This is a genomic window from Nocardia sp. NPDC003183 (assembly GCF_053590715.1).
In genome coordinates this window covers 209363-231369 of the sequence record NZ_JBSFTG010000004.1, presented here as the reverse complement: position 1 = coordinate 231369, position 22007 = coordinate 209363, and the positions used below count along the sequence as shown (strand labels likewise).

Sequence of the window (22007 nt, the reverse complement as noted above, 5' to 3'; positions counted from 1 at the left end):
GAGCTGGGCTGAACAGACCCTTTCGCTCAGACGGTGGCAGGGGCCACCGGGTCGTCGGCGAACTGGGTTCGGTAGAGCTCGGCGTACCGGCCGTCGGCGTTGAGGAGGGTGGCGTGGGTGCCACGCTCGACGACGCGGCCATCCTCGAGGACCAGGATCTGGTCGGCGGCGCGGATGGTGGACAGGCGGTGGGCGATGACCAGTGCGGTGCGGCCGGTCAGCGCTTCGGTGAGGGCTTCCTGAACCGCGGCCTCCGAGGTGGAGTCGAGGGACGCGGTCGCCTCGTCGAGGATGACGACTCTGGGCTGCTTGAGAAGCAGGCGGGCGATGGTGAGGCGTTGGCGTTCACCGCCGGAGAGGCGGTAACCGCGTTCGCCGACCACCGTGTCCAGACCGTCGGACAGCGAATCGACCAGGTCGCCGAGCCGGGCGCGACCGAGGGCGTCCCACAGTTCGTTTTCGGTGGCTTCCGGCCGGGCCAGCAGGAGATTCGCGCGGATGGTGTCGTGGAAGAGGTGCCCGTCCTGGGTGACCAGGCCGACGGTGCGCTGGATGGATTCGGTGGTCAGGTCGCGCACGTCGGACCCGTTGAGGCGGACCGCGCCGGAGTCGACGTCGTAGAGGCGCGAAACCAGCTGGGCGATAGTGGATTTGCCCGCGCCGGAGGAGCCGACCAGCGCGATGAGCTGTCCGGGTTCGGCGCGCAGCGACACCTCGTGCAGCACCTCGACACCGCCACGGCGGTCCAGTGTCGCGACATCTTCCAGCGAAGCGAGCGAGACCTTGTCGGCCGACGGGTAACCGAAGTTCACCGCGTCCAGTTCCACCGCGACCGGGCCGTCGGGCACCGAGGTGGCGTGCGGGGCGTCCTCGATCAGCGGCTTCAGGTCGAGCACCTCGAAGACACGCTCGAAACTCACCAGCGCGGACATGATCTCCAGGCGGGCGCTGGCCAGCGCGGTGAGCGGGGTGTAGAGGCGGGTGAGCAGCAGCGAAAGCGCGACGACCGAGCCCGCGTCGAGGCTGCCCGTCAGCGCGTACCAGCCGCCGAGGCCGTAGACCAGGGCGAGCGCGAGCGCGGAGACCAGGGTGAGCGAGGTGACGAAGGTGGTCTGCAGCATCGCGGTGCGTACGCCGATGTCGCGCACGCGGGTGGCGCGCTCCGCGAACTCCGACGATTCCTGCTTCGGCCTGCCGAACAGCTTCACCAACGTGGCGCCCGGTGCGGAGAAACGCTCGGTCATCTGGGTGCTCATGGCGGCATTGAGCTGGGCCGCCTCACGCTGCATGGCGGCGAGTTTGTTGCCGGCGCGCCGGGCGGGGATCACGAAGACGGGGAGAAGGACAAGGGCGAGCAGGGTGATCTGCCAGGAGATGCTGAGCATCACGGCGAGCGTGAGCACCAGGGTGACGAGGTTGGTGATCACGCCGGACAGAGTGTCGCTGAACGCGCGCTGCGCGCCGATCACATCGCTGTTCAGCCGGCTCACCAGCGCGCCGGTGCGGGTCCGGGTGAAGAACGCGACGGGCATCTTCTGCACGTGATCGAACACGGCGGTGCGCAGATCGAGGATCAGGCCCTCGCCGATCCTTGCCGACAGCCAGCGGATGGCGATGCCGAGGGCCGCGTCGAGGACGGCCAGGCCCGCGATGGCGAGCGCGAGCAGCACCACGGTGCGCGGCGCCGCACCGTCGACGATCCCGTTGACAACCCGCCCCGCCAGCACCGGGGTGGCCACACCGAGCACCGCCGCCACCACGCTGAGCAGCAGGAACCCGCCGATCCGGCGCCGGTGATGCTCGGCGAAGCGCAGGATCCGCCGTGCTGTCACCATGCTGAACGGGCGCTGTTCCTCCGGTGCGTTCACGCGCCGGTACATCTGGCTGTAGGCCACTGATTCGATACTCACTGCCACTCTCCTCGAGGCTCCCCGCCCATTGAACTCCTGCCCACCGACACTAAAACCTCAACAAAGGTTGACCGCAAATACTTTCCGGGCGCACCGGGTTCAGCGCACAGCGAAAACCAGCCGCCGATCACCACCAGGTGACCGGAATAGGCTGGTCGGGTGGACGACGACCGGAGCTCGGAAAAGCTGGCCGACGCACTGCGCACGCGGACCGGCTGCCCGGTCGACGCGTCGGTGCGCAGACGCGTCGAGTACTCCGCCGACGCCTCCAACTACCGCGTCCGGCCCGCCATGGTCGTGTTTCCCCGTGGCGAGGACGACGTCGCCGCCACCGTGAACTTCGCCCGCGAGAACGGGCTGTCGATCACCGCTCGCGGCGCGGGCACCTCGGTCGCGGGCAACGCCATCGGACCCGGCATCGTGCTGGATTTCAGCAGACAGATGAACGCCGTGCGCGCGGTCGACCTCGAGGCGCGAACAGCGATCGTGCAGCCGGGGCTGGTGCTGTCGGATCTGCAACGGCAGCTGCGGCCGCACGGGTTGCGGTTCGGGCCCGACCCGTCGACGCAGGACCGGTGCACCCTGGGCGGGATGATCGGCAACAACGCGTGCGGACCGCATGCGCTGGCCTGGGGTCGTACCTCCGATACGGTGCGTGAGCTGCGCGTTCTCGATGGCACGGGGGAACGGCGGACACTCGGTACCGACCTGGCGGCGGTGCCCGGCCTGGCGAAGTTCACCACCACGAACCTGGCGATATTGCGCACCGAGCTGGGACGGTTCGATCGGCAGGCATCCGGCTACGGGCTGGAACACCTGCTACCGGAACGCGGTTCGTCGGTGGCGAAGGCGTTCGCCGGTTCCGAAGGCACCTGTGGACTACTCCTGGAAGCGGAGGTCGCGCTCACGCCGGTGCCCGCCGCGACGGTGCTCACGGTGCTCGGGTATCCCGACATCGCCTCGGCCGCGGACGATATCGCCGCGGTGACCAGCTGCGCGCCGATCGCGGTCGAAGGCATCGATGCCGGACTGGTCGATGTGGTCCGCGCGCATCGGGGGGCCGTGCCGGAGTTGCCACGAGGTCGCGGCTGGCTGTTCGTCGAAACCGCGGGGGCGAGCCCGGCCGAGGCGCTGGCCGCGGCCCGGCGGCTGTGCGCGGCGAGCCACGCCGATGATCACCGGATCGTCACCGATCCGGTGGCCACAGCGGCACTCTGGCGCATTCGGGCCGATGGTGCCGGTCTGGCGGGACGAACCCCCGACGGGAAGCCCGCCTGGCCCGGGTGGGAGGACGCCGCTGTCCCGCCGGAGAATCTGGGGGCGTACCTGCGCGAATTCGCCACGCTCACCGCAGAATACGACGTGGGTGGCCTGCTGTACGGACACATCGGCGACGGTTGCATCCACGTGCGCCTCGACTTCCCGATCACCGACGCGCCCCGGCGTTTTCGCACCTTCCTCTTCGACGCCGCCGAACTCGTTGTGCGCCACGGTGGATCGCTCTCGGGCGAACACGGTGACGGCCGCGCCAGATCCGAACTGCTCGAAGTGATGTACTCACCGGCCGCTCGCGCGGCCTTCGCGGGCTTCAAGTCCCTGTTCGATCCCGGCGACCTGCTCAACCCCGGCGTCCTCGTCGCCCCGAGCCCCGTCGACGCCGACCTGCGGGTAGCCGGGATCGCGCCGGTCCCCTCGCGGGGGTTCGCCCTGTCCGCGGACTCCGGCGATTTGTCCACAGCTGTGCACAGATGTGTAGGAATCGGCAAGTGCCGCGCGGACACCGGCGGTTCCGGCGGCTTCATGTGTCCCTCGTACCTGGCCACCGCCGACGAGAAGGACACCACCCGGGCCAGGGCCAGAGTTCTCCAGGAAGTCGTTCGAGGCGAACTCGACTGGCGTGCACCGGCAGTCGAGCAATCCCTCGATCTCTGCCTCTCGTGCAAGGCCTGCGCCGCCGACTGCCCCGCGGGCGTCGACATGGCCACTTACAAATCCGAGGCGCTGTATCGGCGCTACCGCGGACGCTTACGGCCGGTGGATCACTACGTGCTCGGCCGGCTCCCGCGCTGGCTCGCCATCGCCCAGCACTTCCCACGCCTGGCCAATGCCGTCGCGGCCCGTCCGCGCCTGCGCCGGGCCGGCATGCGCCTGGCCGGAATCGACCCGAGGCGAGCAGCGCCGCGACTCGCCTCGAAGTCGTTTCGCCGATCGCTGGGCAGCGACGACCGCACAGGCCACAGCATGACCTCGGCCACCGAGGTCATGCTGTGGATCGACACCTTCACCGACACCTTCGACCCGGAGAACGCGGCAGCCGCGACCCAACTGATCGAACAACTCGGCTATCGCGTGCGCATCCCCAGTGACCGGGTGTGCTGTGGCCTGACCTGGATCAGCACCGGCCAACTGGACGGCGCCCGCGCCCGGCTGCGCGCCACCGTGGACGCACTGGCCACCCACGTAGCCGCCGGTGGCCTGATCGTCGGTCTCGAACCGTCCTGCACCGCCACCCTGCGTGCCGACCTCCCCGAACTGCTCCCCGGCGATCCACGAGCGAAACAGGTCGCCGCCGCGGTCCGCACCCTCGCCGAGTTCCTGCTGGAGCACCCCGGCTGGCAACCACCCCGTCGACCGCACGACACCGTGATCGTCCAGCCGCACTGCCACCAGCACGCGGTAGGCGGCTTCGACGCCGAACGCCGAATCCTCGCCGCGATGGGCGTCACCGTCGGGGAACTGGCGGGCTGCTGCGGTCTGGCCGGCAACTTCGGCATGCAACGCGGCCACTACGACATCTCGGTCGCGGTCGCCGAGAACGCCCTGCTCCCGGCGCTGAGGAACGCCCCGCCGCATGCCGTCTTCCTGGCCGACGGCTTCTCCTGCCGCACCCAGGCCGACCAACTCGCCCATACCCCCGGCGTGCATCTGGCCAGGTACCTGCTCGATTGCTCGAGCGCACCGGCTGCCGGTTGACGCCGATCACAGGCGCACAATGGTCGAATGCGTGACCAGACCCTGGACCCGGAGCTGGCCTCGGCCTGCCTGTCCAGGACCGTCCGGTCGAGCAGGCCCTTCGACGTCGGCATCACCGTCTCGCCCCTGCGCCGCGGCGGCGGCGATCCCTGCCACCACATCGGCCCGGACGGCAGCCACTGGCACGCTTCGCGAATGCCGACCGGCGTGGTCACCTACCGGCTGACCCAGGACGGCCGTGACGGCGCCGCCGCCCGCGCCTGGGGGCCGGGAGCCGAGGAATTCCTGGCCGGCCTCGACCGCATGCTCTGTCTCGAGGAAGACCTCGACGACTTCGCCCCCGCACACCCCAAGCTGGTCGAAGCCCACCGCACGGTGCCCGGTCTGCGCATGCTGAAGACCGGCCTGGTGATGGAGTCGCTCATCCCGGCCATCCTCGAACAGAAGGTGCACACGAAGTCGTCGTTCGCCGCCTGGCGCACCCTGGTCCGCGAGTTCGGGACCAAGGCCCCCGGCCCGGCGCCGACCGGCCTGATGGTGGCGCCGGACGCCGAGACCTGGCGATTGATCCCGTCGTGGAAGTACCACCGGGCCAATGTCGGGCCGCAGCGCGCACAGACCATCGTGCGCGCTGCCAGAGTCGCCGACGCGATCGAACGCACCGCCACGCTCGACCCGGCCGAGGCCGCGCGACGTCTGCGCAGCCTGCCCGGTATCGGGGTGTGGACGGTGGCCGAGACCGCGCAACGCGCGTTCGGTGACGCTGATGCCCTCTCGGTCGGCGACTACCACCTCGCCGCCGTCGTCGGCTGGAGTCTGCTCGGCCACCCGATCGACGACGACGCGATGATCGAATACCTGCGACCGCTACAACCCCACCGCTACCGCGCGGTGCGACTGCTGGGGCTCAGCGGGCAGGCGCGCAAACCGAAGTTCGGCCCGCGCGACCCGATCACCGACCATCGTCATCACTAGCGTGTCGCGCGTGCGTCCAGCACGCAGCGGCCCGCTTCGACGAGGGTGTTGCGCGCCCGTCGGCGCACCCGGCACTCTTCGACTGTGCAGTCGAGGTGTAGTTGCATTGCGGCGTGGGCTTGTTCGGGCTCCATCGGGCCCGGATCGATGGAGCAACTCAGCAGTGCTGTGGCGACGCGCATGTTCACTTCGCTCAATTGCATGAAAACAGCACAGCACGCAAACGCCCGGCTAACGGTGAGTACACGCGCGAAAGATGGGATTTACCGCGAATTCCCAGCACGACATCCAACGGGGAGTGCAGGATTCCCCAGACTGGACGAATCCACCGCCGCAGCGGGGCATGGCGGGGATGACGGGTATGCGACACAGAAGGAGTGGGGCTGTGGCAGCGAACGCATCGAACGGAACAGCGGGGCAGGCGGGCGTCTCCTCGACTCTGCCGCGCCGCCAACTCGGTCGCTACCTGCGTGATTGGCGCACCCAGGCCGGGCTCACCATCGCCGAGGCGGCACGGCTGATGGAGTGGGGAGCCAGCACCCTCCAGCGACTGGAAAAGGGTCAGGCCGATCGCATTCGCACCATCGACATCCACGAGCTGTGCCGGATCTACGGCATTCCCGACGATCTCGCCGAAGGCTTCGCCGGTCTGGCGCAGCAGGCCGCCGTCAAGAGCTGGTGGCACGCCTACGGCGACTTGATTCCCGAAAACTTCGATATCTATGTGGGTTTGGAGGCATCGGCGCAACGGTTACGCGCCTACCAGTCCGAGCTGGTTCCCGGTCTGCTGCAGACCGCGGAATACGCTCGCGCGCTGAATCATCTGGGCTTCCCCCAGGATTCGGTCGACGAGCTCGATCGGCGGGTCGCACTGCGGCTGCAACGGCAGGTGTTGATCACCCGCAAGCATTCGCCCGCCGAGATCGACGTGGTTCTGCACGAATCGGTATTGCGTAGCATCGTCGGTGATGCAAAGGTGATGGCTGCGCAGTTGCGACACCTCGCCGACGCGAGTACCCGAAGTAATGTGGCATTGCGCATCCTGCCGTTTGCCGCCGGTGTTCCACTCGGAGTCTCTACCGGACCTTTCACGGTTCTCGAGTTCGGTACCGACAGCAAAGGGCAACCGGTCGAACCACCAGTGGTGTACGCCGAAGGCTTTACCGGTGACCTCTACCTGGAACGACGCGCGGATGTTCGAAGGTACGACCGGGCTCACGAATGCCTCCAGCGTCATGCGCTGGATATCCAACCGAGTAGACACCTGCTGCGGCAGGTCGCGAAGGAGTATGTGGCATGAGTTTCGATCTCGTCGACGCACACTGGTTCAAGAGCACCCGCAGTGGTGCGGGCAAGGATTGCGTCGAAGTTGCTTTCCTGTTCGGCGGGCACGTCGGGGTGCGCGACAGCAAGAATCCCGCCGGTCCCGCCCTGGTCTTCGACGGCGCGAGCTGGGACGCCTTCACCCGCGGCATCGACACCGGCGCGTTCGCGTGAACACCAAGCGCGACATCGACACCTCCGGTGCCACCTGGCTGCGCGCGGGCACCGACGACGGCAGCGTGGAGGTCGCCATGCTGGCAGACGGGTACGTCGCGCTACGCGACAGCAAGAATCCCGGCGGCCCCGTGCTGATCTTCACCCCGAGTGAATGGACCGCCTTCACCGCGGGCGTACACGACGGCGAGTTCGATCGTCCTTGATCACGGTAGATCACGGAACGATAGATTTTCGGCATAGGTCGAGGTTTGGTGCGGCGTCGGGTCGGGTAACCCAGGTATATGGACCGAGGGTTGAAGAAAATGCCACCCCGGTACCGGAGGCTAGCGCCTGAGGACGGTGTGGAACGCCTGATCGTGGTACTGCTGTTCGCGGTATCCGCGATCGGAATCTACGTACTCACCGCCTCTTTGCTGTCGGCGCTGTTCATCGGATTACTGGTCGGATTAGTCGCTGTAGGGACTGTCGCTGTCTTGTAGGCAGCCGTCGCTGCGGGGTTTCGCACCCCGCAGCGACAACAGTTTCCTACCGGCGGAACAATTTATTGCCGAGCCAGACAATCGGGTCATATCGCCTGTCCACGACCCGTTCTTTCAAGGGAATCAACGCGTTGTCGGTGATCTTGATGTGCTCGGGGCACACATCGGTGCAGCACTTGGTGATATTGCAATAGCCCAAACCTGCTTCCTCCTGGGCCATTTCGCGTCGGTCACGGGTGTCGAGCGGGTGCATCTCCAACTCCGTGATACGCATCAGATAACGCGGACCCGCGAAGGAGGTCTTGTTCTCCTCGTGATCACGCACCACATGGCAGGTGTCCTGACACAGGAAGCACTCGATGCACTTGCGGAACTCCTGTGAGCGCTCGACGTCGACCTGCTTCATTCGGTACTCGCCCGGAGCGAGACCGGCCGGTGGCGCGAACGACGGTATCTCCCTTGCCTTCTCGTAGTTGAACGAGACGTCGGTGACCAGATCCTTGATGATCGGGAACGTCCGCATCGGGGTGACGGTGATGACCTCGTCCGGGGTGAACGTCGACATCCGCGTCATGCACAGCAGGCGCGGGCGCCCGTTCACCTCCGCCGAACACGAACCACACTTGCCCGCTTTGCAATTCCAGCGCACAGCGAGGTCGGGGGTCTGGGTGGCCTGGAGCCGGTGGATGATGTCGAGCACCACTTCGCCCTCGTTCACCGCCACCGTGTAGTCCTCGAGGCTCCCGCCGTCGATGTCGCCGCGCCAGACCCGGAACCGGGCGTCGTATCCCATGGTTACGCCTTTCCCTCGGCTGCCGGGTGCGCAGCCAATTCTTGCTCGGTGTAGTACTTTTCGAGCTCGCTCAGTTCGAACAGGGCGAGTAGGTCGTCGCGCATCGGCGTCTGATCGGCCGGGGTGACGGTGACGTCGGGGATCTGCGCGTCCGACGCCGGATCGACGGCGCAGACCAGCAGTGTGTTGCGCCAGTCCGGGTTCATGCCGGGATGATCGTCGCGGGTGTGGCCACCGCGACTCTCGGTACGCAACAGCGCAGCCTGCGCGACACATTCGCTCACGATCAGCATGTTGGCCAGGTCCAGCGCCAGGTGCCAACCGGGATTGAACGGTCGCTTGCCCTCCACCGCCACATCGGCGTAGCGGACACGCAACTCGCCGAGTTTGTCGATCGCCGCGCGCACCTCGTGTTCCTTGCGGATGATGCCGACCAGGTCGTTCATCGTCTGCTGGAGTTCGGAGTGCAGGGTGTACGGGTTCTCGCCGGTGCCCTCCGCACGCGAATCGAACGGCGCCAGCGCGGCTTTCACAGCCGCTTCGATATCGGTTTCGGCGGGCGTCGGCTTGTCGGTGAGTTGCTGCACGTAGGCCGACGCGCCGAGCCCCGCCCGGCGGCCGAACACCAACAGGTCCGACAGCGAGTTGCCGCCGAGCCGGTTCGAGCCGTGCATGCCGCCGGAACACTCACCGGCAGCGAACAATCCGGGCACGACCGCCGCCCCGGAATCGGGGTTCACCTCGATCCCACCCATCACGTAGTGGCAGGTGGGGCCGACTTCCATCGGCTCGGCCGTGATGTCGACATCGGCCAGTTCCTTGAACTGATGGTGCATCGACGGCAGCCTGCGCACGATCTCGTCGGCGGGCATGCGGGAGGCGATGTCGAGATAGACGCCGCCGTGCTCGGTGCCGCGGCCCGCCTTCACCTCCTCGTTGATCGCCCGCGCGACCTCGTCGCGGGGGAGGAGATCAGGAGTGCGGCGCGCGGAATCGTTGTCGCGCAACCACTGATCGGCTTCCTCCTCGGTTTCGGCGTACTGGCCCTTGAAGACCGGCGGGATGTAGTCGAACATGAACCGCTTGCCGTCGGAGTTCTTCAGCACCCCGCCGTCGCCGCGCACGCCCTCGGTGACGAGGATGCCCTTCACACTCGGTGGCCAGACCATGCCGGTGGGGTGGAACTGCAGGAACTCCATATTGATCAGCGTCGCGCCGGAGCGCAGCGCCAGCGCGTGGCCGTCGCCGGTGTACTCCCAGGAGTTCGATGTCACCTTGTAGGACTTGCCGATTCCGCCGGTGGCCAACACGATGGCCGGCGCCTTGAACAGCACGAAGCCGCCGGATTCGCGCCAGTAGCCGAACGCACCCGCGACAGCGCCGGCGTCGGTGAGCAATTCGGTGATCGTGCACTCGGCGAAGACCTTGATCCTGGCCTCGTAGTCGCCCGTGGCCGCGTAGTCCTCCTGCTGCAACGAGACGATCTTCTGCTGCATCGTGCGGATCAGTTCGAGGCCGGTCCGGTCGCCGACATGGGCCAGGCGCGGATAGGTGTGGCCGCCGAAGTTGCGCTGGCTGATCCGGCCGTCGGGCGTCCGATCGAACAGCGCGCCATAGGTTTCCAGCTCCCACACCCGGTCGGCGGCCTCCTGGGCATGCAGTTCGGCCATGCGCCAGTTGTTGAGGAACTTGCCGCCGCGCATGGTGTCCTTGAAGTGCGTCTGCCAGTTGTCCTTCTCGTTGGCATTGCCCATCGAGGCCGCGCAGCCGCCCTCGGCCATCACGGTATGTGCCTTGCCGAACAACGACTTACACACCACCGCCACCGAAAGCCCTTGTTCGCGTGCCTCGATCACGGCTCGCAGACCCGCGCCGCCCGCCCCGATCACCACGACGTCGTAGTCGTGCCGTTCCACGTCTGGCATTGAAATACAAGCTCCTCGCGTTGTCGCAGCTCAGTTGACGAACCGCAGGTCCGAAATGGTGTGGCTCGCAACCAACATCACGTAGAAGTCGGTGAGCACGAGGGTGCCGAGGGTGGTCCAGGCCAGCGCCATGTGGCGGGTGTTGAGCTTGGAGATCTGGGTCCAGTACCAGTACCGCACCGGGTGGGCGGAGAAGTTCTTGAGCCGCCCGCCCGCGATGTGCCTGCACGAATGACACGACAGGGTGTAGGCCCACAGCAGGATCACGTTCACCAGCAGCACGATGTTGCCGAGGCCGAAACCGAAACCGCCACTGCTGCCATGGAACGCGGTGATCGCGTCGTAGGTGTTGACCAGCGAGACCACCAGCGCCACGTAGAAGAAGTAGCGGTGCGCGTTCTGGATGATCAACGGCAGCCGCGACTCTCCGGTGTAGCGCGCGTGCGGCTCGGCCACCGCGCAGGCCGGCGGCGAGAACCACACCGAGCGGTAGTAGGCCTTGCGGTAGTAGTAGCAGGTGAGCCGGAAGCCGAGCAGGAACGGCAGCACCACGAAACCGAGCGGAATCCACATCGGCAGCTCGGGGAACGGGGTGCCGAAGTGCGCCGATCCCGGTGCGCACGAGTCGCTCAGACACGGCGAGTAGAACGGCGTCAGATAGTGGAACTCGGGGACCCAGTAGGCCGTCCGCACAAAGGATCTGATCGTCGCGTAGATGACGAACGCGGCGAGCCCGAGCGCGGTGAACAGCGGTGGTAGCCACCAGCGGTCGGTGCGGAGGGTGCGCGCGGAGATGCGGGCACGCGTTCTGCTGAAGACGCCGGTGCCCGCGGAGTGTGACGCGGGGGAGGCGGTCGGTGCGGCACTCACGGTGGATGCCTCGCTGATCCTCGGGTCTGCGGCAGTGATCATTACCCACCGCGATGGATTGTGATGTGGAGCACCATACGCCTGTGTTCGCGCCGCTCGCGGTGGGTCTCACCCACTCGGTTGTCACACATGCCGGTGATCTCGATCACAGCCGTGACGTCCGTGACGACCCGTCATGCCCGTGCAACAAACCTGTGGTGCCCTGTGACAGGTATTCCCCGCACCGGGGAGAGGAGCGTGACGCGCAATGAGAAGAGCCGCGATCGTGGCACCCGTCCGCACGCCCAGTGGCGTCGAGGGTGGCGCGCTGTCGGGTATGCCCGCCGAGTGGCTGGCGACCACGGTGTTGTCCGCCGTGATCGAACGCTCGGGCATCGACCCGCTACGCATCGACGATGTGGCCATGGCCTGTATCGACGGCGGCCTCTCCGACAAACCCGCGGTGGGCTCGCTCGCCGCTCGTGGTGCCGGATTACCTTTCGCAGTACCCGGTTTCGTGACCGACAAACACGGCGGCAGCGGTCTGCAGGCGGTGATCACCGCGGCGATGATGGTGCAGACCGGCGCCGCCGACGTGGTGGTCGCGGGCGGGGTGGAGTGCGCGGCGACACCGGCCGGGCTGCCCGGCGGGACCGCGGGATTGCACAATGCCGAGCGGTTGGCGCACTACTACGGGATCGACCGCAGTGCCGCCGACGAATTCGCGGTGGCCAGTCATCGCAAGGCGGCCCGCGCCTGGCGCCAGGGTGCGTTCGCGGCCGAGGTCGTCGGGGTGGCCGCCGGTTACGGCGATCACCAGATCACCCGGGACGAGGGTGTGCGCGACGACCTGTCGACCCACACGCTGGCCGGTTTGCGCCCGTTGCTGCGCGAGGGCGTGGTGACGGTGGGGAACATGAGTTCGCATCGGCTCGGGGCGTCGGCGTGCCTGGTCGTGGCCGAGGATCGGCTCGGCGAGCTCGGGCTGACGCCGATGGCGTTTCTCGCGGGCTGGGCCGCGGCCGGTTGTGACAACGCGGGGCCAGGACTCGGGGCGGCACCGGCGGTGTCGAAGCTGCTCGGGCGTACCGGATGCTCGCTGGACGAGATCGATCTGCTCGAAATCAACGAGGGCTACGCGGTGGAGGTGCTCGCGTTGGCCACCGAGTGGGAACTCGACCCCCTCGACCGGCTCAACGTGAACGGCTCCGATATCGCACTCGGGCACCCGGTCGGCGCCACCGGCCTGCGAATCATGACCACGATGCTGCACGAACTGGGCCGCACCGGCGGCCGCTACGGCCTCGAGGCCATCGCCCTCGGCCACGACCACGGCATCGCCGCCCTGTTCGAATCCGCCGAAATCGACGAACCGACCGAAGTCCCCCGAGGCGCCCGCTTCCATGGCTCCCGAACCCGCAAATTGGGCCGACACCGAGCCGGGTAATCCTGAGACACCCGGACCGGGGCCGACAGACAGAGGTCGGCGCGACGACCCTGTCAGCAGGGCCGTCGCGCCGGTGATCAGGTCTTACTTTGTTCTAGGGCGCGAATGAAACCCGAGCCCTTCGTCCTGAGCGCCCATCCATGCCGCTTCGTCGGACTTGCTGTCGGGCACGTAGATCGGCTCCGACCTGCGGGGGACGGCGAGTTCCGGCGGTGGTGCCTGCTCGAAGTCCTCGGCGTCGATGACGAGCCGCTCGAGGTCGTTCTCCAGACGACGGATGGTGGCCGCGTCGCCGTAGTTGGAGCGCAGTGCGCCTATCGATTGCCGGAGTTGGCCGACCGCGTAGCGCAGTTCCGCGATATCGCTGCGTGTCATCGTTACCTCCTGTGTATATGGCGGGCATACCGACTCGCCGGATCACGGGCACGCCCGAAAAGCCTCGGGCCGCACTGCACCGAGCTGTGTGACTCACCACACAACGTGATCTCCACCACAATAACGGATCTTTTCGGTTTACGCCCGATGTTGTCGGGGATCACAGGATTGCCATCCGGTAACTGTTGCGTTCACCCGGCGACGGCGTAGCGCGTACGGGCGTCGATGCTCGCCCGCTCGACCAACGCGATGATCGACCGGGCCACCTCCTCCGCGCGTTCGAGGATGACGCTGTGACCCGCGCCCTCGACCCGCACCAGTTCGGCGCCCGCCAGCTGCGAGGCCAGCACCACCGAGTGCGCGAACGGCACCATGAGGTCGGCCGAGCCCGACAGGACGAGGGCGGGCAGATCGCCGAAGTGGGGCAGGGTGTGGGCCTCGTCGAAGTCGAGCAGCGAGCTCAGGAAGCCGGACATGGTCAGCAGCGCGGTCTCGTTGAGCACCGCCGTGGCGATGGCCGCGACGCGCGGATTCACCCGCCGGGTACCCGTGCTCGCCTCGCGGATCAGGGGCGCGAAGATCCAGCGGGACAAGCGCTTCGACGCCTGCATCACGCGCGGTGCGTGCACGACGGCGCGCTGCAGTGAGGCAACGGCGTGCCGGTTGAGCAGCCTGCCGAGGCCGGCCTCGGTGATGCCGCCCGCGGCGCCCGCGATCAGGCCGATCCCGGCGACCCGGTGACCGATGGCCGCCGGATAGAGGCGGGCGTAGGCGAGTACCACCATCGCGCCCATCGAATGACCGACGAGTACCAAGGGCCCGGTCGGGGCGACCGCGCGCAGCACCGCGTCGAGATCGGTGGCGAGCTGGTCGATCGTGTAGGTGGTGTGGTGAGCGTGCCCGGACTCGCCGTGGCCGCGGTGGTCGTAGAAGATCATGCGGGCGTCGGCGTCCCACTCCCGCAGCAGATGTTCGCGCAGGAACGACCAGGATTCGGTGTGCAGGCAGTGGCCGTGCACGAAAACCACGGTCAGGGCCGCGTCCGTGGCGCCGAAGCTGCGGACCGCGATCGGCACGCCGTCATCGGCGACGACGGTGCAGCGACGGCCGTCGGTGTCGGTGATAGGGAAGGTCTTCGACATTGGAGCCTCCTCCGCCTCCGGCGGGACGCACCTTCAGCGGCGGGTCCTGCTGGTGTTTCGGAGAAGGTTTCCAGCGTGTTAGCTGGTCAACCCTCGCGTTATCCACCCGATGCGCAACCGATTCCGGGCAGGCTCATACCGTTACCCAGGAAATTCTTCGGATATCTAGCCCTTGGACTAGAAAACTGTAGATAGTTGTCGAGGAGTCGTTCGGCAGAACTTTCTCAGACTATCTAGGTGATGCCCTAGAAGCCCGAAGATTTTCATACGCTCCGGAGGTAGCGGCCGAAGTGAGGGACGGTGAAGCCGATGGTGCCGCGTTCGGCCGAGTAGATGAGGCCCTTCTTGATCAGGCCGTCGCGCGCGGGGGACACCGAGGCGGGTTTGCGGCCGAGCTCGGCGGCCACCGCCGACGTGGCGACCGGGGCGTCGTCGCCGGCGAGGTCGGCCATGGCGCGCATGTACTCGCGTTCGGCGGGGGTCGCGCGTTCGTAGCGGGAGCCGAAGAAACCGACCGCGAGTTCCTCCTCGGCGGCGGGGGAGGCCACCGCGACGTCCTCGGCGGTGATCGGGCTCTCGGGTGCCTGATCCCAGGCCGCCTTGCCGTAGGCCTGCACGAAATACGGGTAGCCGTCGGCTCTTTGATAGAGCGAATCGAGTGCGGTTTCGGTGAACTTCACCTCTTCGCGTTCGGCGGGCGCGATGAGCGCGAGGTCGGCTGATTCGCGGTCGAGGCGATCTATGCGGTGGTAGCTGAACAGTCGCTCCGAGTAGCTTTTCGAGGCCGAGAGCACCGCGGGGAGGTGGGGTAGGCCCGCGCCGACGACGATCAGCGGGGCGCCGTCCTGGCTCAGTTCGTGGCAGGCACCGCAGATCGCGGACACGTCGGCGGGTCCGAGGTCTTGCATTTCGTCGATGAAGATGGCAATGCCGACACCGATGTCGGAGGCAAGGGCCGCAGCCTCTTTGAACAGTTCGATCAGATCGATCTCGATATCGCCCGAGTCGGCGCGGCCGGTCACCGCGGGTACATCGATACCGGGCTGCCACCGTTCGCGCATGCCCTTGTCCGCGGTGGCGCGCAACGCGAAGGCCTTGAGAATGCCGAGGAAATCGTCGACCTGTTCGGCGTTGCGGGCCGACATCGCGATCGCGCGCACCGCCATGTGCAGCGCCGAGGACAGCGGTCTGCGCAGATCCTGGTCGGGTCTCGCTTCGATCTTGCCGGTGCCCCAGCCGCGCGAGATGGCGGCCGAGCGAAGCTGGTTGAGCAGCACGGTCTTCCCGACACCGCGCAGGCCGGTGAGCATCACGCTGCGTTCGGGCCGACCGCGGGCAATGCGCTCGAGCACGATGTCGAACGCCGCGAGTTGTTTGTCGCGCCCGGCCAATTCGGGCGGACGCTGGCCGGCGCCGGGTGCATACGGATTGCGCACGGGGTCCATGCCGGACAACCGTAGCGCGTGTGCACGGGAGAATCTCGGTAACTCTGGGCTGTGTCCTAGATACTGCTAGCGAACACGAGACTGTCCTTGGGTCCGAGATGGAGGGTGATGTCCGAGCAACCTGTGTCCGCCGCCGAAATCGTCGCCGCATGGCCGCTGCCGCCGGAAGCGCACCTGGCCGACGCGGTCCGGCGCAACCTGCTGGCGACGCTCGAGGCGACGCTGGAGGGGGGCTACGGCGAAATACCGCCGGAGTCGCTCGCTCACCTGGCGCTCGGACCGATGATGATCGTGCTCGGCAGGCTCGAGGTCGACCTGGCCGACGCCCGAACGCGCATCGACGAACTCGAGCGCGCCCTGCGCGAGCGGCGCACTGGGTAACGCGCCGCGCGGCGCGGACGATGAAATCGTTACTCGCGCCGACACGCCGGTACCGTGGCCTCTGTTCTGGGCTTTTCCGGTCGTAGGAAAACAACTTGCGTGCTTCGCTGGACAGCGCTCATCACAGGCCGTAATCTTCTCGTGACTTAGTGGAGTCTGTCGGTTCGTCAGAGAAGCGGCGCCATTGGGTCACCGCCGAAAAGTCGTTGTCGCCAAGCGATTCGCGACCGAGCGGCGGGAGAGTAGCAAGATCGGAGACTCGTCTCGGTGGGTAAACACAGCTTGCAGCGGGATTCTCGACTGCCGAATTCCGTCAAGGGTGCCCTCGTCATGGGCGCGGTGGCCGCTACAACCGGTGCGATGCCCGCGATTTCGCAGGCCGCCACGATCAACATTCCCGGTCTCGGTAACTTCGATCTGCCGCCAGAGCTCGAGCAGCCGGCACAGCAGGTCGAGAAGCAGCTCCAGGCGATGGTCGCCCCGCAGGGCCAGGCCGCACCGCAGCTCCCGAGTGTCCAGTTCGAAAACCCGTTCCAGCAGCAGCAGACGGCGGGCAATATCGCCCTCGACGCCGCCCGCGGCAAGCTGGGCGCCCAGTACAACTGGGGTGCCGCAGGCCCGCAGAGCTTCGACTGCTCCGGCCTCGTGCAGTGGGCATACCGCCAGGCCGGTGTCGAACTGCCGCGCACCAGCTTCGAGCAGTCGCACGTCGGCGCTCCCGTCTCGTTCGACAACCTGCAGGCCGGTGACATCGTCATCACCAACGGTGGTGGCCACGTCGGTATCTACGCGGGCAACGGTCAGCTCCTCAACGCCGTGCAGTCGGGTACCCCGGTGTCCTACACCCACCTCAGCGCAGACGACGTCGTCACGGCTCGCCGTATCGTCTAAGGGGTGACCCCCCAGCACTCCGATAGCCAGGCCCGCGTCGACGCGTGGACCTGGTCGGTGCGCCTGTTCAAAACACGCTCGGCCGCGGCAGAAGCCTGTCGCGCCGGGCATGTGCGCGTTAATGGGGTTACCGCGAAACCGGCGCTGACCGTCCGCCCCGGTGACGAGATCAGGATCCGCCACGCAGGTCTCGAGCGGATCGTCGTGGTCGAGCGGATCATTCACAAGCGCGTCGGCCCGCCCGTCGCCGCCCAGTGCCTGATCGATCGCAGCCCCCCACCGCCGCCGAAGGAAGTCCTCGCCACCCTGCCGCAGCGCGAGCGTGGTGCCGGTCGGCCTACGAAACGTGAACGGCGCGAAACAGATCGGCTCATGGGTCGCGCCGACTAGCCGCTGGATGTAATCGGGCGTTAGCGATGAACAGCGGCGGCTCGACCGGGTCTGGTGGTCGCGGTGTGGGCGATCGCCTACGGTGGCACGTATGGGTGAGCGCACGACGATGTTATCGACTGTTCTCGCCTGCTGTATCGCTGTCGCCACCACGGGGCCGCGGCTGCTCTGGCCGCGCGGCGCCGATACCGCATTTCTCGACGGACTGGAGTGCGCTCCTGTCCCTCCCGCGCACAACACCGTCGCCCTGACCGCGCTCACCCAGGCGGAGCTGTCCGCGCCGACGACGATCGTCGCCGAGGGCGTGCGGACCCTGCGGTCGACGCCGCTGACCATGTCGACCTTCCTGATCCGCCACCCGGACGCCACCTTCCTGGTCGACCCGGCGATCTGCGCGGGCGTGCACCAGCGGGTGCTGCCCGAGCTGCCCTTCCCCGTGCCGCTGCTGGTCGGGCCCGACAGCCCGGTGCGCGGACTGAGCGAGGTACTGGCCGCCCACGACCTCACCGGCAACGACATCGACTTCGTGCTGCCGACACATCTGCACTGGGACCATGTCGCCGGGCTGTACGAACTACCCGGCCTGGTTCCGATCCGAGTGCCCACCGTCGAATACAGCTGGGCCATGACCGGTTCGCACGCCCCCCTCGGCGTGGCCCGCGGGCCGCTGCGCGGTCGCGCGTTCGATCTCTACGAACTCGACGGCCCGCCGGTGCTGACCTTCGCCCGCAGTCACGACCTGTTCGGCGACGGATCCGTGCTGATCGTCGACCTGGCGGGGCACACCCCCGGCAGCGTCGGGATCCTGCTCGCGGTCGACGACGGCTCCCGCGTCCTGCTCGCGGGCGACGCGGTCTGGAGCACCCTGCAGATCGACCTCCTGCGCGAGAAAGCGCCGCTGCTCGGGGAACTCCTCGACGCCGACCGCAACCGGGCGTTCGAGACCATCCACCGCCTGCACGCGCTTCCCGCCGAGATCGAAGTGATCCCCGGTCACGACCGTGCCGCCGTGACCGCCCGCACCGCACCCTGATCGCCGGATATCGGCGTGGTGCCCGACCGGAGGATCAGTCCGCGAGACCGGCGGCGACATCGGCGTACCTCGGACGCCAACCCAATTCATCGTGGGCGAGCTGACTCGAGATCCGCATCGAGGTGTCGGACATGAGGGCGCCGATATAGGGGACCGCCCATCGGATCATCCAGGCGGGCAGCCGGATCGGGCGTGGGGTCCGCTGAGCTCGGGAGACCTCCGTGAAGAACTCCCGCCAGGTGATCGGATGGTCATCGGCGATGTTGTAGGCGCGACCAGGTGTGCCGCGCTCGAGTGCGGCCACGGTCGCGGCGGCCGCGTCGTCGACATGGACCCAGGTATTCACCCCGCCGGAACCGAGCGGGCCGACCGGGCGGTGCTTGCGCATCATGTCCGCGAACAGGTCACTGAACGCGCCGGGACCGTAGAAGAGCCCGTACCGCAACGCGATGGCGTCGACACCGGGCGCGTCGAAGACCTGGCTCTCGCCGGCCACGCACGCGCGGACCACCTCGTCGGCCACCCCACCGTCGTACACCCCGAACTGATCGCGCTCGGTGACCAGCCGGTCACCGTGGTCGTGGTACCCGTAGCCGAGGATCAGCGACTGGGTGACGAACCGACCGGCGCCCACCACCGCCGCGGCGTCGAGCAGGTGGGCGGTGCCGACCGTGCGCAGCAGCCCGGTCGGATCGTCGGCCGGAATCCGGCGCTGCACCTTCGCGTCGCGCAGGGCGGTGGCCTGATGGATGACGGCCTCGGCGCGCAAACCCTCGACGGCGCGCAACAGGCCGTCGCGGTCGAGCACATCGGCGGTGACCGGGGTGGCGCCGAGCTCGCGCACGAGTGGGTGCGCACCCGGATTCCGGACGAGCGCCCACACTGTATGTCCGTTCGCGGTCAACGCGCGGATCAGAGGGCGGCCGATGGCGCCGGTGGCGCCCGCGAGCAGAACCTGCATGATCGTTCCTTCCGGCTGAGTGAGTGTTTCCCTACTTCCTGGACGGGGTATCGCCAGTGTTCGTGACGGCCTGTGATCGGCTTCACGGCACGCGGGACGGCCGTGCCGATTGAGTGATGTCACGGCGGGTCTGCGGCGTGTCGGTGTGTATCGTGCGGCTCATGCGAGTCGACGGTCGGGAGATCCCGGTCACGGGGAAACTCCTGCAGCCGATGATCCGTCGTACCAGCGATATCGTCCGGGTGGTGCTGGCGGGAATCGGCGTAGCCGTGGTGATCGCGGGCTCGCTGATCACCCGGCCGGAATGGCTGGCGCTGGAACGCTCGGTCGCCAAGATCGTGGACTTCCTCAGCCAGGACCAGGCGACCATGGTCTACCTGATCTACGGAATGCTCATCCTGGCACTGCCGTTCGCCATCTTCATCGAACTCGTGTTGCGCAGGCAATGGAAGCTCCTGTTCGGGTACGGGGCGGCGGGCCTGCTCGCGGTGCTGGCGCTGTCGATCACCGGGGCGGGCATCTTCACGCCGAAATGGCACATGCCGGTCCCGGACCGCTTCGACACCTTCCTCTCCCAATTCCTCGACGATCCACGCTGGATCGCGATGCTCGCGGCGATGCTCACCGTGTCGAGCCCGTGGCTGCCGGTGCGGCCGCGACGCTGGATGTGGTTCCTGCTGTTGATGTTCGCGCCGATCCACCTGGTGGTCAGCTCGGTGGTGCCCGCGCGGGCGATGCTCGGCCTGGTGGTCGGCTGGCTGGTCGGCGCGGTGATCGTCTGGGTGGTCGGCACGCCCGCGCTCGAGGTGCCGCTCGACGGCGCGGTCCGGGTGCTCGCGGGGCGCGGCCACACTGTGAAAGCCTTCCGGGTCGATCGACCGGCCGGGCGCGGACCGCTGTTGCTCGCCACCGAGGTCGACGGGCCCGAAGACGAGATCATGGTCGAGCTGTACGGCAAGAACCAGCGCAGCTTCGGCGCGATCCGGCAGGTGTGGCGCTGGATCACGTTCCGCACCAGTGAGACCGCGCCGCTGCACGGATCGATGCACCGGGCGGTGGAACATCGCGCGCTGCTCGGCATCGCGATCGGTGACCTCGGGATGGCCGACAGCCATCAGGTGGCGGTGGCCGGTCTGAGTCGCGGCTGGATGCTGTACGCGCACACCATGCCTCGCGGTACCCAGATCGCGACGTTGTCCGCGCAGGTGCTGCCCGGGGTGTGGCGGTCGCTGCTGCGGCTGCACGAGAACCAGATCAGCCTCGGCGATCTGCAACCCGACTTCGTGCGAGTCAGCCAGGGCGACACCCTGTTCGGCGGCTTTTCGGCCGCCGAATTCGGCGCGGCCGAGGCGCAACGGCAGACCGATATCGCCCAGCTGCTGGTGACCACCACCTCGCTCTACGGCAAACACGAGGCGGTCTCGGCGGCGATCGAGGTACTCGGCGAGGACAGGGTGGCCTACGCGGCCCGGCGCCTGACGAAATCGGCCATGTCGATCGGCATCCGGAAGTCGGTGCCGCAGTGGACCAAAGTGATGGCCACCGCCCGTGAGGAAGTGCGCAGGCAGACCGGCCACGACCGCATCCAGTCCGAACAGATCACGCGGTTCTCCCGCAACCAGATCATCCAGCTCGTCCTGCTGGTCGCGCTCGTCTATGTGGCGTATCCGTTCTTCAGCCAGGTGCCGACGTTCTTCAGTCAGCTGCGCACGCTCAACTGGTGGTGGGCGCTCGCGGGACTGGCCGTGTCGGGGCTGACCTATGTCGGCGCCGCCGCCGCGCTCGGCGCCTGCGCGGACGGGCTGGTCAAGATGCGCTATCTGCTCGTGGAGCAGCTGGCCAACACCTTCGTGGCGACGACCACCCCCGCCGGTGTCGGCGGGTTGGCGCTGAGTGTGCGGTTCCTGCAGAAGGCGGGCATGACGACCCTGCGCGCGACCGCCGCGGTGGCGATGCAGCAGTCGATGCAGGTGCTCACCCACCTGGTGCTGCTCGTGGTGTTCAGCGTGGTGGCGGGCACGTCGACCAACCTGGCCCACATCGTGCCCGACGCGACCGTGCTGTATCTGATCGCCGGCGTCGGCGTGGGGTTGATCGGCGCGTTCATGTTCGTGCCGACGCTGCGGCGCTGGGTCAATCACTCGGTGCGTCCGCAGGTCAAGGAAGTGCTGGGCGAACTCGCCGACCTCGCCAAGGATCCGATGCGATTCGTGGTCATCGTCGCCGGCTGCGGCGCGATCACGCTCGGCCAGGCGCTGGCCCTGTGGACCAGCGTCGAGGCTTTCGGCGGCGGCACGGACTTCGTGGCCGTCACCATCGTCACCATGATCGGCGGCACCCTGGCCTCGGCCGCGCCGACACCCGGTGGCGTCGGCGCGGTCGAGGCGGCCCTGATCGGTGGTCTCGCGGCGTTCGGCGTCCCGGCCGAGATCGCCGTCCCAGCCGTCCTGCTCTACCGCGTGCTGACCTGCTGGATCCCCGTAGGTTTGGGCTGGCCGGTCATGCGGTGGCTCGACAAGAAAGACATGATCTGAATTC

At 67.6% G+C, this 22007-nt stretch carries 20 protein-coding genes; 11 read left to right on the top strand and 9 right to left on the bottom strand.

Annotated features, from left to right (window positions below; translation table 11 throughout):
• Nucleotides 1–26: 26 nt before the first annotated feature.
• Nucleotides 27–1910 (bottom strand): ABC transporter ATP-binding protein, encoded by a 1884-nt coding sequence (locus tag ACWDXS_RS16995; protein ID WP_449966624.1) that lies wholly within the window; start codon nucleotides 1908–1910, stop codon nucleotides 27–29.
• Nucleotides 1911–2069: 159 nt separating this feature from the next.
• On the opposite strand from ACWDXS_RS16995, the gene ACWDXS_RS16990 reads away from it, so the two are divergent.
• Together ACWDXS_RS16990 and ACWDXS_RS16985 are read left to right on the top strand one after the other, a co-directional pair.
• Nucleotides 2070–4883, top strand: a complete 2814-nt coding sequence (locus tag ACWDXS_RS16990) for an FAD-binding and (Fe-S)-binding domain-containing protein (RefSeq protein WP_449966621.1) — start codon at nucleotides 2070–2072, stop codon at nucleotides 4881–4883.
• A 27-nt stretch (nucleotides 4884–4910) separates the two neighbouring features.
• Entirely contained in the window at nucleotides 4911–5858 is a 948-nt protein-coding gene (locus ACWDXS_RS16985; protein WP_449966618.1) for a DNA-3-methyladenine glycosylase family protein, read from the top strand.
• On the opposite strand, the gene ACWDXS_RS16980 is transcribed toward ACWDXS_RS16985, so the two are convergent.
• Nucleotides 5855–6061, bottom strand: a complete 207-nt coding sequence (locus ACWDXS_RS16980; protein WP_101465132.1) for a hypothetical protein — start codon at nucleotides 6059–6061, stop codon at nucleotides 5855–5857. The two genes, ACWDXS_RS16985 and ACWDXS_RS16980, sit on opposite strands and share 4 nt — an antisense overlap.
• Nucleotides 6062–6243: 182 nt before the next feature.
• Between ACWDXS_RS16980 and ACWDXS_RS16975 the strand changes: the two genes are divergently transcribed.
• Genes ACWDXS_RS16975 through ACWDXS_RS16965 form a run of 3 tightly spaced genes read left to right on the top strand, consistent with a single transcriptional unit; the run spans nucleotide 6244 to nucleotide 7561 of the window.
• Complete coding sequence (locus tag ACWDXS_RS16975) at nucleotides 6244–7158, top strand: helix-turn-helix domain-containing protein (RefSeq protein ID WP_378989294.1); 915 nt, start codon at nucleotides 6244–6246, stop codon at nucleotides 7156–7158.
• Complete coding sequence (locus tag ACWDXS_RS16970) at nucleotides 7155–7355, top strand: DUF397 domain-containing protein (RefSeq protein ID WP_378634799.1); 201 nt, start codon at nucleotides 7155–7157, stop codon at nucleotides 7353–7355. The genes ACWDXS_RS16975 and ACWDXS_RS16970 overlap by 4 nt, the downstream gene beginning before the upstream one ends.
• Nucleotides 7352–7561: a DUF397 domain-containing protein gene (locus ACWDXS_RS16965; RefSeq protein WP_378634801.1), complete on the top strand. Its 210-nt coding sequence runs from the start codon at nucleotides 7352–7354 to the stop codon at nucleotides 7559–7561. Before ACWDXS_RS16970 ends, ACWDXS_RS16965 begins: the two co-directional genes overlap by 4 nt.
• Before the next feature lie 322 nt (nucleotides 7562–7883).
• On the opposite strand, the gene ACWDXS_RS16960 is transcribed toward ACWDXS_RS16965, so the two are convergent.
• Genes ACWDXS_RS16960 through ACWDXS_RS16950 form a run of 3 tightly spaced genes read right to left on the bottom strand, consistent with a single transcriptional unit; the run spans nucleotide 7884 to nucleotide 11425 of the window.
• Nucleotides 7884–8630, bottom strand: coding sequence for a succinate dehydrogenase/fumarate reductase iron-sulfur subunit (locus ACWDXS_RS16960; RefSeq protein WP_378989293.1), 747 nt, complete (start codon nucleotides 8628–8630; stop codon nucleotides 7884–7886).
• 2 nt (nucleotides 8631–8632) lie between these two features.
• Nucleotides 8633–10555 carry a fumarate reductase/succinate dehydrogenase flavoprotein subunit gene (locus ACWDXS_RS16955; protein ID WP_449966612.1) on the bottom strand — a complete coding sequence of 641 codons (1923 nt, stop codon included), beginning with the start codon at nucleotides 10553–10555 and terminating at the stop codon, nucleotides 8633–8635.
• 30 nt (nucleotides 10556–10585) lie between these two features.
• The gene (locus tag ACWDXS_RS16950; RefSeq protein ID WP_378634809.1) at nucleotides 10586–11425 is read right to left on the bottom strand and encodes a hypothetical protein; all 840 of its coding nucleotides are present in this window, start codon (nucleotides 11423–11425) and stop codon (nucleotides 10586–10588) included.
• Between the two features lie 247 nt (nucleotides 11426–11672).
• Between ACWDXS_RS16950 and ACWDXS_RS16945 the strand changes: the two genes are divergently transcribed.
• The gene (locus ACWDXS_RS16945; protein WP_378989291.1) at nucleotides 11673–12851 is read left to right on the top strand and encodes a thiolase family protein; all 1179 of its coding nucleotides are present in this window, start codon (nucleotides 11673–11675) and stop codon (nucleotides 12849–12851) included.
• An 84-nt stretch (nucleotides 12852–12935) separates the two neighbouring features.
• Here ACWDXS_RS16945 and ACWDXS_RS16940 read toward each other — a convergent pair whose 3' ends face one another.
• From ACWDXS_RS16940 to ACWDXS_RS16930, 3 genes are all read right to left on the bottom strand, one after another.
• Nucleotides 12936–13226, bottom strand: coding sequence for a hypothetical protein (locus ACWDXS_RS16940; RefSeq protein WP_056824003.1), 291 nt, complete (start codon nucleotides 13224–13226; stop codon nucleotides 12936–12938).
• Between the two features lie 191 nt (nucleotides 13227–13417).
• Complete coding sequence (locus ACWDXS_RS16935; protein ID WP_449966607.1) at nucleotides 13418–14368, bottom strand: alpha/beta fold hydrolase; 951 nt, start codon at nucleotides 14366–14368, stop codon at nucleotides 13418–13420.
• A gap of 263 nt (nucleotides 14369–14631) precedes the next feature.
• A complete protein-coding gene (locus ACWDXS_RS16930) occupies nucleotides 14632–15813 on the bottom strand; it encodes an AAA family ATPase (protein WP_378989289.1) in 1182 nt (393 codons plus the stop codon).
• 108 nt (nucleotides 15814–15921) lie between these two features.
• Here ACWDXS_RS16930 and ACWDXS_RS16925 point away from each other — a divergent pair, with 108 nt between their 5' ends.
• The 4 genes from ACWDXS_RS16925 (at nucleotide 15922) to ACWDXS_RS16910 (ending at nucleotide 18508) form a co-directional block, all read left to right on the top strand.
• On the top strand, nucleotides 15922–16194 hold the full coding sequence (locus ACWDXS_RS16925) for a hypothetical protein (protein WP_378989288.1): 273 nt from the start codon (nucleotides 15922–15924) through the stop codon (nucleotides 16192–16194).
• A 330-nt stretch (nucleotides 16195–16524) separates the two neighbouring features.
• A complete protein-coding gene (locus tag ACWDXS_RS16920; RefSeq protein WP_378989543.1) occupies nucleotides 16525–17085 on the top strand; it encodes a C40 family peptidase in 561 nt (186 codons plus the stop codon).
• 3 nt (nucleotides 17086–17088) lie between these two features.
• Nucleotides 17089–17475 carry an RNA-binding S4 domain-containing protein gene (locus ACWDXS_RS16915; protein ID WP_449966603.1) on the top strand — a complete coding sequence of 129 codons (387 nt, stop codon included), beginning with the start codon at nucleotides 17089–17091 and terminating at the stop codon, nucleotides 17473–17475.
• Between the two features lie 91 nt (nucleotides 17476–17566).
• Nucleotides 17567–18508: an MBL fold metallo-hydrolase gene (locus tag ACWDXS_RS16910; protein WP_378989286.1), complete on the top strand. Its 942-nt coding sequence runs from the start codon at nucleotides 17567–17569 to the stop codon at nucleotides 18506–18508.
• A gap of 34 nt (nucleotides 18509–18542) precedes the next feature.
• Here ACWDXS_RS16910 and ACWDXS_RS16905 read toward each other — a convergent pair whose 3' ends face one another.
• Nucleotides 18543–19469 carry an NAD-dependent epimerase/dehydratase family protein gene (locus ACWDXS_RS16905; protein ID WP_449966600.1) on the bottom strand — a complete coding sequence of 309 codons (927 nt, stop codon included), beginning with the start codon at nucleotides 19467–19469 and terminating at the stop codon, nucleotides 18543–18545.
• 161 nt (nucleotides 19470–19630) lie between these two features.
• Here ACWDXS_RS16905 and ACWDXS_RS16900 point away from each other — a divergent pair, with 161 nt between their 5' ends.
• The gene (locus tag ACWDXS_RS16900) at nucleotides 19631–22003 is read left to right on the top strand and encodes a lysylphosphatidylglycerol synthase domain-containing protein (protein ID WP_449966597.1); all 2373 of its coding nucleotides are present in this window, start codon (nucleotides 19631–19633) and stop codon (nucleotides 22001–22003) included.
• Nucleotides 22004–22007: the final 4 nt, after the last annotated feature.

Excerpts from the sequence above, each read along its gene's own strand:
- ACWDXS_RS16985 (WP_449966618.1), top strand. The coding sequence starts at position 4,911 with ATGCGTGACCAGACCCTGGACCCGGAGCTGGCCTCGGCCTGCCTGTCC.
- ACWDXS_RS16980 (WP_101465132.1), bottom strand. The coding sequence starts at position 6,061 with ATGCAATTGAGCGAAGTGAACATGCGCGTCGCCACAGCACTGCTGAGT.
- ACWDXS_RS16970 (WP_378634799.1), top strand. The coding sequence starts at position 7,155 with ATGAGTTTCGATCTCGTCGACGCACACTGGTTCAAGAGCACCCGCAGT.
- ACWDXS_RS16960 (WP_378989293.1), bottom strand. The coding sequence starts at position 8,630 with ATGGGATACGACGCCCGGTTCCGGGTCTGGCGCGGCGACATCGACGGC.
- ACWDXS_RS16955 (WP_449966612.1), bottom strand. The coding sequence starts at position 10,555 with ATGCCAGACGTGGAACGGCACGACTACGACGTCGTGGTGATCGGGGCG.
- ACWDXS_RS16945 (WP_378989291.1), top strand. The coding sequence starts at position 11,673 with ATGAGAAGAGCCGCGATCGTGGCACCCGTCCGCACGCCCAGTGGCGTC.
- ACWDXS_RS16940 (WP_056824003.1), bottom strand. The coding sequence starts at position 13,226 with ATGACACGCAGCGATATCGCGGAACTGCGCTACGCGGTCGGCCAACTC.
- ACWDXS_RS16935 (WP_449966607.1), bottom strand. The coding sequence starts at position 14,368 with ATGTCGAAGACCTTCCCTATCACCGACACCGACGGCCGTCGCTGCACC.
- ACWDXS_RS16930 (WP_378989289.1), bottom strand. The coding sequence starts at position 15,813 with ATGGACCCCGTGCGCAATCCGTATGCACCCGGCGCCGGCCAGCGTCCG.
- ACWDXS_RS16925 (WP_378989288.1), top strand. The coding sequence starts at position 15,922 with ATGTCCGAGCAACCTGTGTCCGCCGCCGAAATCGTCGCCGCATGGCCG.
- ACWDXS_RS16920 (WP_378989543.1), top strand. The coding sequence starts at position 16,525 with ATGGGCGCGGTGGCCGCTACAACCGGTGCGATGCCCGCGATTTCGCAG.
- ACWDXS_RS16910 (WP_378989286.1), top strand. The coding sequence starts at position 17,567 with ATGGGTGAGCGCACGACGATGTTATCGACTGTTCTCGCCTGCTGTATC.
- ACWDXS_RS16905 (WP_449966600.1), bottom strand. The coding sequence starts at position 19,469 with ATGCAGGTTCTGCTCGCGGGCGCCACCGGCGCCATCGGCCGCCCTCTG.
- ACWDXS_RS16900 (WP_449966597.1), top strand. The coding sequence starts at position 19,631 with ATGCGAGTCGACGGTCGGGAGATCCCGGTCACGGGGAAACTCCTGCAG.